This is a genomic window from Rouxiella sp. T17 (assembly GCF_036663475.1).
Taxonomy (GTDB): domain Bacteria; phylum Pseudomonadota; class Gammaproteobacteria; order Enterobacterales; family Enterobacteriaceae; genus Rouxiella.
This window is the reverse complement of record NZ_JAWUEA010000012.1, coordinates 1-12,333: the sequence shown is the minus strand read 5'-3', so window position 1 is coordinate 12,333 and position 12,333 is coordinate 1. Positions and strand designations below refer to the sequence as shown.

The 12,333-nt window shown below is 51.7% G+C and carries 12 protein-coding genes; 5 read left to right on the top strand and 7 right to left on the bottom strand.

The window, feature by feature from the left end; all coding sequences use genetic code 11:
* Positions 1-862: 862 nt before the first annotated feature.
* The gene (gene syd, locus SC206_RS04110) at positions 863-1,411 is read right to left on the bottom strand and encodes a SecY-interacting protein (RefSeq protein ID WP_332734445.1); all 549 of its coding nucleotides are present in this window, start codon (positions 1,409-1,411) and stop codon (positions 863-865) included.
* Positions 1,412-1,502: 91 nt separating this feature from the next.
* Here syd and queF point away from each other — a divergent pair, with 91 nt between their 5' ends.
* The 3 genes from queF to xni all read left to right on the top strand — a co-directional run bounded on the left by queF (position 1,503) and on the right by xni (position 4,750).
* Entirely contained in the window at positions 1,503-2,348 is an 846-nt protein-coding gene (gene queF, locus SC206_RS04105) for an NADPH-dependent 7-cyano-7-deazaguanine reductase QueF (RefSeq protein ID WP_332734443.1), read from the top strand.
* A 126-nt stretch (positions 2,349-2,474) separates the two neighbouring features.
* The gene (gene ppnN, locus SC206_RS04100) at positions 2,475-3,839 is read left to right on the top strand and encodes a nucleotide 5'-monophosphate nucleosidase PpnN (protein ID WP_332734441.1); all 1,365 of its coding nucleotides are present in this window, start codon (positions 2,475-2,477) and stop codon (positions 3,837-3,839) included.
* A gap of 149 nt (positions 3,840-3,988) precedes the next feature.
* Positions 3,989-4,750, top strand: a complete 762-nt coding sequence (gene xni, locus SC206_RS04095; RefSeq protein ID WP_332734439.1) for a flap endonuclease Xni — start codon at positions 3,989-3,991, stop codon at positions 4,748-4,750.
* Between the two features lie 159 nt (positions 4,751-4,909).
* Here xni and rlmM read toward each other — a convergent pair whose 3' ends face one another.
* From rlmM to SC206_RS04075, 4 genes are all read right to left on the bottom strand, one after another.
* On the bottom strand, positions 4,910-6,016 hold the full coding sequence (gene rlmM / locus SC206_RS04090) for a 23S rRNA (cytidine(2498)-2'-O)-methyltransferase RlmM (RefSeq protein WP_332734437.1): 1,107 nt from the start codon (positions 6,014-6,016) through the stop codon (positions 4,910-4,912).
* Positions 6,009-6,404 (bottom strand): DUF423 domain-containing protein, encoded by a 396-nt coding sequence (locus SC206_RS04085; RefSeq protein WP_045049473.1) that lies wholly within the window; start codon positions 6,402-6,404, stop codon positions 6,009-6,011. The genes rlmM and SC206_RS04085 overlap by 8 nt, the downstream gene beginning before the upstream one ends.
* Before the next feature lie 66 nt (positions 6,405-6,470).
* Positions 6,471-7,397, bottom strand: coding sequence for a transcriptional regulator GcvA (locus tag SC206_RS04080; RefSeq protein ID WP_332734433.1), 927 nt, complete (start codon positions 7,395-7,397; stop codon positions 6,471-6,473).
* Between the two features lie 390 nt (positions 7,398-7,787).
* Entirely contained in the window at positions 7,788-8,009 is a 222-nt protein-coding gene (locus tag SC206_RS04075) for a YgdI/YgdR family lipoprotein (protein ID WP_332734431.1), read from the bottom strand.
* A 236-nt stretch (positions 8,010-8,245) separates the two neighbouring features.
* On the opposite strand from SC206_RS04075, the gene csdA reads away from it, so the two are divergent.
* Both csdA and csdE read left to right on the top strand, forming a co-directional pair.
* Positions 8,246-9,463 (top strand): cysteine desulfurase CsdA, encoded by a 1,218-nt coding sequence (gene csdA / locus SC206_RS04070; protein WP_332734429.1) that lies wholly within the window; start codon positions 8,246-8,248, stop codon positions 9,461-9,463.
* 48 nt (positions 9,464-9,511) lie between these two features.
* Positions 9,512-9,949 carry a cysteine desulfurase sulfur acceptor subunit CsdE gene (csdE, locus tag SC206_RS04065; RefSeq protein WP_332734447.1) on the top strand — a complete coding sequence of 146 codons (438 nt, stop codon included), beginning with the start codon at positions 9,512-9,514 and terminating at the stop codon, positions 9,947-9,949.
* 28 nt (positions 9,950-9,977) lie between these two features.
* On the opposite strand, the gene tcdA is transcribed toward csdE, so the two are convergent.
* Positions 9,978-10,832, bottom strand: coding sequence for a tRNA cyclic N6-threonylcarbamoyladenosine(37) synthase TcdA (gene tcdA / locus SC206_RS04060; protein ID WP_332734427.1), 855 nt, complete (start codon positions 10,830-10,832; stop codon positions 9,978-9,980).
* A gap of 38 nt (positions 10,833-10,870) precedes the next feature.
* The gene (gene mltA, locus SC206_RS04055) at positions 10,871-12,040 is read right to left on the bottom strand and encodes a murein transglycosylase A (protein ID WP_332734425.1); all 1,170 of its coding nucleotides are present in this window, start codon (positions 12,038-12,040) and stop codon (positions 10,871-10,873) included.
* Positions 12,041-12,333 lie beyond the last annotated feature (293 nt).

Genomic DNA, 12,333 nt, shown 5'->3' with positions numbered 1-12,333 from the left:
AGTGCACCTTGGCATACCTTTTGGGCGGTCTGCGCCGCCGCGCAGTAAGCGAAGCGCATGCAGTTGAACTTGAACTTAAAAGTTTGCATTTAGATTTTCAAATCCAAAACTAACTGCGTCTCTTTGGGCGGTCTGCGCCGCCGCGCAGTAAGCGAAGCGCATGCAGTTGCACTTGAACTTGAACTTAAAAGTGAAATTTGGATTTAAAGCAGAAGCAGAACTTGAAGTTGAACTTGAAAGGTAATTTGAAATTAAAAAAAATTGCCCTAGATTCCAAATCTAGACCAAAGTTTGGGGGTACTGTTTGCACAGTACCCCCGGTTCGTTTTATAGCAATCCAGCTACCTGTGTGCTCCCTGCTCAATCCGTGAAAACTTGTCCAGTGGTTATCCTAACCAGCCATCCTTTGCAGCGTCCAACTTTCATCCTGACTGCTCATCCTTGTCATCCTGACGTAATCCTTTAGTCTTCCTGACCCACCAAACTCCTGTATTGGCTCTCAATCTCCATCCTGGAGGTGTCCCTTGTTTCGTCCTGAAACATCCTGGCATGCTCCGATGCCGTCCTGACTCATCCTGAGTCTTCCCCTACTTAATGAACCAGCCATCATCCTGATGTTCTGTTTCATGCCTTCCTTGCGGCAAAGTAAGCATCGTCGATTTTTAATGTTTAAACAAGGCTAGCGGTACAACTTACATAATCCTTACATAGGTACAAAGAGTAACGCCAACAGTTAATTATATGAATTTAAAGATTAATTATGATTCAGGAGGAAATTATTAGCGTGAAATATAAGAGATCTCTTACAGCGTTTGTAAGAGATCTCTCACAAGGATGTGAGCCATTTTTCCCATGAAATCTGTCAGGGAATTTGCGGGGCGAGCATTGTAAGGAATTCCGCCAGCGATGACGAGAGGATCGTGCGTTTTTTACTGCCAAACTGTTCAAGCACGACTTCACCGCTGAGGTTACATAATGAGAGTAGCATCAATTCGGAATCGGTCGTGCCGAGGAAAATTGTAGGCGACAGTTTAAGACGTTTTTGCGTCAGCAAATGGCCGATTAAGTTTTCCTGCAAACGGATGAAATCATCTTCGCTCCACACCTGCACCAGCGTAAACTCGTGGTCCAGATAGCTGGCGGTCATATCACCGGCAAATTGGGTGGTATAAAAGGCGTGCGCCTCTTCACGCAGGATCAAATCAAAAGCATTTTCGACGTTTTCGAGCTTGGCGGGCAGCGAAAATGGCTGCGGCAACCAAAAAACTTCATCATCGCTGCTTCTTATTTCGCAAGGCGACGCCACGCCATATAGCGCATCGCTGCTCGGCGCACTGCCGGTCTTTTCCTGCCACAGCTCAACATAACGTTGCGTAAAACCTTTCAGGGCGTCTGAAACTTCATGGTCCATATTTTTCTCATCTTCTCGGTCGGCAGTGCGTTAAACTATAGGGATAAGCAATTTGTTTTGTATTGTACCAATCTCTTATCAAGGTGACAGCATGTCCTCCTATCAGGATAACCCCGCTCTTTCTCAACTGACGCTCGGCAAAGCCACGCCTTATCGCGATCAGTATGATGCCTCCCTGCTGCAAGCCGTGCCGCGCAGCATGAATCGCGAGCCTTTGGGCTTGTACCCTGACTCTCTGCCCTTTCACGGTGGCGACATCTGGACGATGTACGAGCTCTCCTGGCTGAATGCCAAAGGGTTGCCGCAGGTGGCCGTCGGCGAAATAAGTCTCGATGCCGACAGCGTTAACCTGATTGAATCCAAAAGTTTCAAACTCTACCTCAACAGCTTTAATCAGACCAAATTTGACGACTGGGCCAGCGTGCGCCAAACGTTGGAACGCGATCTTGCTGCATGCGCTGAGGGCAGCGTTACGGTCAGCCTGCGTCCGTTACATGAAGTTGAAGGATCTCCCATTGGCCGTTTTGCGGGTATCTGTATCGACGCGCAGGATATCGAAATCACCGATTATGGCTTTAGCACCGACTATCTGAACAACGCCACCAGCGACAAAATCGTTGATGAAACGCTGGTCAGCCACCTGTTGAAATCAAACTGTCTGATTACTCATCAGCCAGATTGGGGCTCGGTGCAAATTCAGTATCGCGGTCCGGCAATCGACCGCGAAGCCCTGCTGCGCTATCTGGTTTCGTTCCGCAATCACAACGAATTCCACGAACAGTGCGTCGAGCGCATCTTTAACGATCTGCTGCGTTTCTGTAGCCCGACTCGCCTTGCGGTTTATGCGCGATACACCCGTCGCGGCGGTCTGGATATCAATCCGTGGCGGGCGAATTTCCTGTTTGAGCCAACAACTGCGCGTCTTGTCAGACAATAATTCGAGCTTTGCTTAATTACTGAGCTAACGGCCAGAGACCAATGGTAAAAGCCTATGGACAGGGTTAATGTTAAAGAATAACAAGCACGCATAGCATCTTTAACACGGCGTTAATAAGGAGCAACTTTGATTACACATATCAGCCCGCTTGGCTCAATGGATTTGTTGTCTCAGTTGGAAGTGGACATGCTCAAGCGTACTGCGAGCAGCGACTTATATCGCCTCTTCCGTAATTGTTCTCTGGCTGTGCTCAATAGCGGCAGCCAAACCGACAGCAGCAAAGAGCTGCTGGATCGTTTTGAAAGTTTTGACATCAACGTGCTGCGCCGTGAGCGCGGCGTTAAACTCGAGCTGGTCAATCCGCCGGAAGAGGCATTTGTCGACGGGCGAATTATCCGCTCTTTGCAAGCTAACCTGTTTGCCGTGCTGCGTGACATTTTGTTCGTCAATGCCCAAATCAGTACCGCAGGCCGTGATCAGGACCTAGACCTTTCAGATTCAGCGCACCTGACCAACGTGGTGTTCTCCATTTTGCGTAACGCGCGCACGCTGCATCTGGACGAAGATCCGAACATGGTGGTGTGCTGGGGTGGCCACTCCATTAACGCTACCGAATATCAGTACGCCCGCAACGTTGGCAGCCAGCTGGGCCTGCGTGAATTAAATATCTGTACCGGCTGCGGACCCGGCGCCATGGAAGCGCCAATGAAAGGTGCCGCCGTGGGTCAGGCACAGCAGCGTTACAAAAATAGCCGTTTTATCGGCATGACCGAGCCTTCAATTATTGCCGCCGAGCCGCCTAACCCGCTGGTCAACGAGCTGGTCATCATGCCGGATATCGAGAAGCGCCTTGAAGCCTTCGTGCGTATTGCCCACGGGATTATTATCTTCCCGGGCGGCGTGGGCACGGCCGAAGAGCTGCTGTATCTGCTCGGTATTCTGATGGATCCGGCCAACAGCGATCAGGTTCTTCCTTTAATCCTGACGGGTCCGAAAGAGAGCGCCGACTACTTCAATGTACTCGATGCCTTTATTCGCGAAACGCTGGGTGACGAAGCGCAAAAGCATTACACCATTATTATTGATGATCCGGTTGAAGTTGCTCGCCAGTTGAAAAGCGCCATGCCGCTGGTAAAAGAAAACCGCCGCAACAGTGGCGATGCCTACAGCTTTAACTGGTCAATTCGCATTGCGCCCGATCTCCAGCTGCCGTTTGAGCCAAGTCACGAAAACATGGCTAATCTTGATCTGCACCTCGATCAACCGCCAGAGCGTCTTGCTGCCGCGCTGCGCAGAGCCTTCTCGGGCATTGTGGCCGGTAACGTCAAAGAAGGCGGTATCAAAGCCATCGAAAAACACGGGCGTTTCAAGCTGCATGGTGATCCTATTCTGATGAAGAAAATGGACAGTCTGTTGCAGGGCTTTGTGGCTCAGCATCGCATGAAACTGCCGGGCACCGCGTATGTGCCATGCTATGAGATTTGCTCATAACCGGCGTGAACGCTACTTTCCTCCCTCTCCCCTATTGAACACAATGGGGGAAAATCATTGTTGGGCGACGTCTCGCAAACTCCGCTGAGAAGCCAATGTAACGCCACTTCCCCAGTGCGACCGCGCCCATTTACTGTTAACCTCTGCGCATGAAAATTCACTTACTAATCATAGACGCGCTGAATCTTATTCGGCGTATTCATGCCGTTCAAGGCTCGCCGTGCGTCACTGCCTGCCAGAACGCCGTGAATCAGCTTATTCAACATTCGCAGCCTACTCACGCGGTTGCCGTGTTTGATGAAGACGATCGCCACGACAGCTGGCGACACCAGTGCCTACCCGACTATAAGGCAGGCCGCTCGCCCATGCCTGATAACCTGTTTGCCGAAATGCCCGCGCTTAAAGCGGCCTTTGAAAGTCTTGGCATTGCCTGCTGGCATTCGGCAGGTCAGGAGGCCGATGATTTAGCCGCGACACTGACGGCCAAAGTCGCCGGCGCGGGTCATCAGGTGACTATCGTTTCGACCGATAAGGGCTATTGCCAGCTATTGGCTCCCGACGTGCAAATCCGCGATTATTTCCAGAAACGCTGGCTGGACATGCCTTTCGTGCAGGCTAATTTTGGCGTTTTACCTACCCAGCTCATCGACTATTGGGGACTAACGGGCATCAGCAGCAGCAAAATCCCGGGCGTACCCGGCATCGGCCCCAAGACAGCCGTCACCTTGCTAAGCCAATATCCGACGCTCGAAGCGTTATATGAAAATCTGCATGCCGTACCAGAGAAGTGGCAATCAAAACTGCGGGAACATCAGGCACTGGCCTTCACCTGCCGCCGTGTCGCCACGCTGCAAACCGATGTGATTTTGAAGGGGAATCTACAAGAATTACGGCTCAGAGCTGAGCCGTAAATTAAATCGTTACTGCTTCAAGAACGACGAGGATCGTCCTCTAAGTAATTGGAGCTGTGGCTAGGCGGCAAACTTGCGAGTCCCGATGAGCTGACACAGGTCAGTGATTCGGGCGAACAAGTGAAGCCAACGCCGCCACAGCTTCAAGAACGACGAGGATTAATAGCGTTCATCACGACGACCGGGGACAACTGGCCAGAAACGGCGGACATGAACCGTGACCTCTTCGCGGTCGTGGTACAGCTGCTTGGCAAAGATTTCGACGTTAATGTCTTTCTCGGCCAGACGCGATTTCATGTGCTCCAGAATTTGCGAGACCTCTTCGTAACGCTTCTTCATCGGCAACTTGAGGTTGAAGATGGCTTCACGGCACCAGCCGTTTACCAGCCAGTCACCCATCAGTGCCGAGACTTTGGCCGGCACTTCGACCATGTCGCACACTAACCAGTAAATGTTGCTACGGGTAGGTTTGTATTTGAAGCCGTCTTCGCGGTGATGCGTTACCTGACCCGTCATCATCAGGCTTGGCGCCATTGGACCGTTATCGATAGCATCGACCATCATGCTGCGCTGTACCAGCTGATAGGTCCAGCCGCCCGGGCACGCGCCGAGGTCGACGGCGTGCATGCCGCTTGCCAGACGTTCGTCCCATTCGTCAGCGGGAATAAAGACGTGGAACGCCTCTTCCAGCTTGAGCGTTGAACGGCTTGGCGCATCTGACGGGAACTTGAGGCGTGGTATGCCCATGTAAAACGGCGAGTTGTTGTTGCTGTAGGAATAACCCACGTAGCAGCAGTTCGGCGCAATAAAGAAGACGTGCACCACCGGGCGCAACGCGTTCTCTTTTTTACCCAATACGCGCTGTTCGCGCATCGCGGCACGCAGCGGTACGGTGAGCTTGCGACAAAACTTGGTCAGCTCTTTGCTTTCATTGGTATCGGCAACTTCAACGCGCAGCTCGCCGCCGTTGGTGACTACGCCCTGCAACATGCCCACGATCGGCGTGACGCGATCTTCAGGCGGCAGGTCTTTCAACAGTTCGCCGACCACGATCATCTGACGAGCAAAAATCAGCTCACGGAACGGAATTTCCTTCGCCAGTCGATCAGCATCTTCGAGCTGGTAGCATTCAAACAGCACGTAGCCGCTGTCTTCCTTTACGCGGGCGAAACCGAAAATCTCTTTTTCGGCAGCTTTGGCGGTAATTTCAGCCGCGCATTCTTTCTCGAAGCCAGAGCGGCAATAGAGTGCAAGTTTATTATTCATGGCGTTGTGCCTTTTGTCCCAGACGCAGCGCGCCGACTAACATCAATATCCAACCAATCAGGAAGAAGGTTCCTCCGATTGGGGTAACGAAGACCCACAGTTTGAGTCCTGACAGCGCCAGACAGTAAAGGCTGCCGCTAAATAATACGGTTCCGAGAGCCAGACAGGCGCTGCTCCAGTAGAACCAGATACTGCTTCGACGCTGCATGGCAACGCCCAGCGCCAGTATCGCCAGAGTGTGCACGCTCTGGTAGTTTAATCCGGTCTGGATCCAGGCCATTTCGGCCGAACCCAGCGATTGACTCAACACGTGTGCACCAAAGGCGCCAAAAGCGACATACACAAAGCCGCTGATGGCGGCAAAAATCAACATGGCACGACTGGTCATCTTTATCGTTATCCTTATTAGGGCCTGATTCTCATGGCCCACTGTAATTACCTTTATAAATGATATTTATAGCGGCGGCTGATCGTAACGGAAACGCAATCGCTCTTGCTCACTGGCGGCACGCGCCAGGATCCACTGCCGAAAGGCGGCTATTTTACCCAGTTCTGCCTGACTGTCATGACAAACCAGATAAAAAGCGTTTTTACTGATTAAAACTTCGTTAAACGGGCAAACGAGACGCCCGGCTTCGATTTCAGTTTGCGCCATTACGTTGTTGGCGAGCGCCACGCCCTGTCCGTGAACCGCCGCCTGCACGACCATCGCGCTGTGGCTGAAAATCGGCCCCTGCTGCACGTTGATGTGTTGCAAACCAAGCTGCTTGGTGTAAGCCAGCCAATCTCTGCGCGACGCATCGTGCAAAAGCGTATGTTTGGATAAATCTTCGGGCGTTTTCAACGGATTATCGCCCATCATCAGTGCCGGAGCACAGACGGGTAACAGATATTCGGCATACAGACGCTCGGCGCGAAGGCCCGGCCAATTGCCCCGCCCGTGAAAAATCGCTACGTCGACGTCGTCAGAAAGTTTGTCTTCATCGCGGTCTACGGCCTGAATGCGCACGTCGATCCCCGGATAAGCTGAGTTAAAGCTAGCCAGCCTCGGAACCAGCCATTGTATGGCAAAACTTGGCGGCAAACTGACGGTCAGCGCGCCCTTCGCACTGCGCGCCTGCAGCTTGCGCGTGGCTTCGTTTAGCGCCGAGAAAATTTCCTTTATGTCGAGATAATAGCTTTGGCCTTCTTCGGTCAATAATAGTGAGCGATTGCGGCGGCGAAACAGTTTTAAGCCTAAAAAGTCCTCAAGTGACTTGATCTGGTGGCTTACTGCCGCCTGAGTGACGAAAAGTTCTTCGGCAGCTTTGGTAAAGCTCAGATGTCGAGCGGCCGCGTCAAAAACACGCAAAGAGTTAAGCGGGGGTAAACGTTTAGACATGAAATGGATACTTCTCATTCAGGCCGCGAGCCATAGGCGCGTAAGCGGAATTAGTTATTAGTTTTTTTAATCCGAGACATTATAAATTGTCCATTGAGGATGTACAGGCAAAAACCTATAGTTGCGCAACTTCCAGTGGCCGGAACGAAAAGTTGAAGGGTATGAGGATGCCTTGATGCTTTTGGCTTGTGGTTGTGATGTTGTGTTTGTGTTGTCTGGCAATCCAGACGCGTAGCCTGATAGCTACAAAATTTTCACTTCCTGTACATTACCCTGTCTGTTCAAAGTGATTTTTTAGCACCGCATTTTGCGGTGCTTTTTTTTGTCTGGCGTTAAAGCCCAGAAAAGAGAGCAGGTGTCGCAGCCTGAAGCTCGACACCTCATAAAGGCTTAGTTGCCTTTAACCATCTCTTTTACTTCTGACTTGTTAATCTGCTGTTTGTTACCATATGCATCCTTGTAGCTGATCATACCGGTATCACTGTCTGTCGTTGGCTTACCGTCTGCAACAATGGTGCGGCCATCATTGGTATGCATCACATAGTTGCTTGAACAAGCAGCAAGAGTACCGGCAAGTAAAACAGCGGAAACTACGGCGAAGATCTTCTTCATAATTAACTCCTGTAGATTAAAATGCTTGAATTCGCGGATAAAACGCCCGCGAAAATTCGTCAGTCATCCTAAATCAGCATAACAAGCATCTGGTATATTTCCAGTTAAGCATTCTTAAAGATGCCTTCTTGAAGCTGTATTCATTCATAAAAGTGATATAGGCCTCGATTTTGTTATATTCGCTTTAATAATGGGCTTAAGCTGGATTTGCCCCCCAAATCAGGACTTTTATTACCATGACGCCTTTTGATTTCACCGCCTTCCGTCAATCTTTCCGTGCTTTGTGGTCGGAGGAGTCTCTGCCGCCGTGCTACCTCGACAGCGCCGCTACTGCCCTCACGCCTCAGCCAGTTATCGAGGCGACGGTGAATTATTATCAAAATGCAGGCGCGACGGTGCATCGCAGTCAGCACAAGGCCGCGCAGTCACTGACCGAAAGTTTTGAACAGGCCCGCGCACAGGTTGCCGCCTTCATTAATGCGCCGCGCGCGGAGAATATTGTCTGGACGCGTGGCACGACGGAGTCGATTAATCTGGTGGGGCAGAGCTATTTGCGTCCGCTTTTGCAGCCCGGCGATGAGATTATCGTTAGCCCTTTCGAGCATCACGCCAACCTGATTCCGTGGCTGATGCTGGCCGAACAGTGTCAGGCTAAAGTCATCACATTGCCGCTAAACAGCGATTTCTTACCGGATTTCAACGCCCTACCCGCGCTGTTAAATGCTAAAACCCGCCTGTTGGCAATAAGCCAAATGTCGAACGTGACGGGCGGCCAGCCTGATCTTGCTGCCGCCATCGCCCTCTGCCACGCCAACGGCACGCCGGTTTTAGTCGATGGCGCACAGGGCGTGGTACATGATGCTGTCGACGTTCAGGCGCTAGACTTTGATTTTTATGCCTTTTCAGGTCATAAGCTTTACGGTCCGACGGGTATCGGCGTGCTGTACTGCAAAAAAGAGCTGCTTGAATCGATGACGCCGTGGCATGGCGGCGGAAAAATGCTGACCCACACGACGATGCAAGATTTCACGCCACAGCAGGTGCCGCAGCGTTTTGAAGCCGGCACGCCGAATATCGCTGGCGTGCTGGGCCTAGCGGCGGCGATTGATTGGTTAAATACTTTTGATCGAGTGGCCGCCGAACAGTACAGCGTAGCGCTGGCGGAGACGGCAGAAAAAGAGTTGAGTAAAATCGCCGGTTTTCGTAGCTTCCGCCAGAAAAACTCATCCGTTTTGGCGTTTGATATCGCCGATATTCACCACAGTGATATTATTGCGATCCTCGCCGAAAAAGGGGTCGCACTGCGCGCTGGGCAACACTGCGCGCAGCCGCTTACTGAAGCGTTAGGCGTCAGCGGCACCTTACGCGCCTCATTCGCGCCGTATAATACTGTGCAAGATGTTGAACGTTTGGTGTCGGGCGTACACTTTGCGCTTGAGCTTTTAGCTGATTAGCTTTTTGCCGCTTGGATTTTACAGATTAAAAATAAAGAGAAGAGAAAAATTATGTTAGCTCTGCACCCATTTGGTCACGATATCACCGAAGCGTCGTTAATCGAAAAATTCTCTGCGTTTCGCCAATGGGAAGATCGCTATCGTCAATTAGTGATGCTGGCGAAGGCGCTGCCGCCGTTGGATGCCTCGTTAAAAACGCCTGCAATCGAGCTGTCAGGCTGCGAGAATCGGGTGTGGCTCGGCTATGAAAAGCTGGAAAACGGCGGGATTCATTTTTATGGCGATAGCGAAGGCAGAATAGTTAAAGGCCTGCTTGCCGTGCTGCTGACGGCGGTCGAAGGCAAAACGCCGCAGGAAATTCTTGAACGCGATCCTTTGGCACTTTTCGATATTTTACAGCTGCGCGACCAGTTGAGCAGCAGCCGTGCCAGCGGCCTGGCTGCGCTCTCACAGGGCGTGCAAAATATTGCCCGCGCCTGTGTTTAGCCTATATTTAAATTATCTTAACGCGTATTTATTGATCCAATGACGCCAGTGAACGAACCGTTTCAGGCTGGCTGATGGCCGCCGCGCGTTCTGCTTTCGCCATCATCTTTTTCAACACGTGAGAAACAGCGACGAAGCCGAAGCTGGCAGTGACCATGGTGGCCGCGCCAAAACCTGACTCGCAATCCATCCGTTTTGGACCTTCTGCGGTAGCGCGCGAGGCGCAAACCGAGCCGTCAGCCTGCGGATACATCAGCGGCTCGCTGGAAAATACACAGTCGATGCCCAGCTTGCCCTTGTTGTTTTTCTTGACGTTAAAATCATTTTTTAGTCGCTCGCGCAGCTTGGCCGCCAGCGGATCCTGAATCGTTTTCGCCAAATCCGCCACTTCAATCCGCGTCGGGTCAATCTGCCCTCCTGCTCCGCCGGTGGTGACTACCGGAATCTTGTAACGTCGACAATAAGAGAGCAGCGCCGCTTTTGGCCGTACACTGTCAATTGCATCAACGACATAGCTGAAATTGCGGTTTAGCATTTCGGCGACGTTATCCGGCGTAATAAAATCGTCGACGCAGGTCACTTTGCATTCTGGATTAATCGCCAAAATACGCTGCGCCATAACCTCGATTTTCGACTGGCCGACGTTTTCACGCAGCGCGTGGATCTGCCGATTAGTGTTGGTGACGCAGACGTCGTCCATATCAATCAAAGTGATCGCCCCGATGCCAGTTCGCGCCAGAGCTTCGGCGGCCCAGGAACCTACGCCGCCGATGCCAATCACACAAACATGCGCGGCTGAAAATAGTGCCAACGCCTGCTGACCGTATAAACGGGCCGTGCCGCCAAAGCGCTGTTGGTAAGCCTCGGAAAATTCGGCTGCCATGTTGTGTGACCTCTCTACAATTGATAACTAACTAATAACTAACCTGAAAACGGATCTTTAGCGTTGTCCGCAGGCACTAACTGCGAGCTACCGCCTACTTGCCCCTGATAAGTCAGCTGCGGCGTGGTATTTACCGCAGATTTTAACACCCATACGCGACCATAGTGATTATAAAATCCTGCTGCATGTCCGGCATCAGAACCAATCCCTTGATACATATCGAAATGTTGACCTTTAATTGCACCGCCAACATCAAGCGCAACCATCAGTCGTAAGTGATATTTACCGGTAAACTTGCCGTTATTGTCCAATTCAGGCACTTCGGCCAGCAGCGTGGTGCCGGTCGGGATCAGTGAACGATCGGATGCAACCGACGCTTTGGCAACCAGCGGAATGCCCGCCGCGCCGCGCACCGGAGTGAAAGGTTCCGGCTTGAAGAACACGAATGACGGGTTCTGCTCCAGCAGTTCGCGGACTTCTTCAGCGCTATGAGTATCGGCCCAGTGACGGATTGCCTGCATCGACATATCTTCGCGCGCGACTTCGCCTCTATCTATTAACACTTTACCGATGCTGCGATAGGCGTGACCGTTTTTGCCGGCATAACCAAAGAAGGTCAGCGGGCGACCGTCGCCGTAGTCCACATAGCCGCTGCCCTGCACTTCCATCATAAAGTTATCTATTAATGAATTCGTGTAGGCAACCACGTAGTTGCTGCTCAGCGCGCCAGAATAGATAGAGGCACGATCGGGCAGGCGTCCACCGCGCGGTTTTGGCGGCATGCGATACAGCGGATACTGGAATTCGCCCTGCGGCGTATAACGCGCTTGTACAACAGGCGTGTAGTAGCCGGTAAACTGCACGTTACCGAAGTTATCGGCGCCTTCCATTTGATAAGCGCTGATGCCGTATTGGCTCATGGTGCGGGTATCGGCGCCTGAACGGGCCCATTGTTCAATCGCTTTATAGGTGCTGGTATTACGGTTATACAATGCGGAAGAGCCGTATTGCACCTCCATCACCTGATCGGCGTAATCTTTGGCATTGACCGGCCTGCCGCTGGCATTCGGTTCATTTACATACTCGAGCGCATTAGTCAGGCGCCCGTCTTTATACTGTTGGCCGCGATCGGTGGGGCGTGAAGAACAGCCAGCCAGCACGGCGATAACCAATCCACTCAGCAAATATTTAGTCCAACGTCCTTTCATTACTACTCTCTCTTGCTCAGGGTGGGGAAATTATTTGGAAAGAACGATAGCAAAGGGCATTCAGGAAAGGAATTAGACCTTTCAAAAAAATGCACTAAGCCAAAGTGGCGGGAATAAACAGCACATCGTGCAAAATTAGCGCAACAAACTGCTTTATCTCGATCTATTACAAAAAAGGGTTGCATGATTTCTCTCAGAGAGTATAGTTCGCCTCCATCGGACGCGGGGTGGAGCAGCCTGGTAGCTCGTCGGGCTCATAACCCGAAGGTCGTCGGTTCAAATCCGGCCCCCGC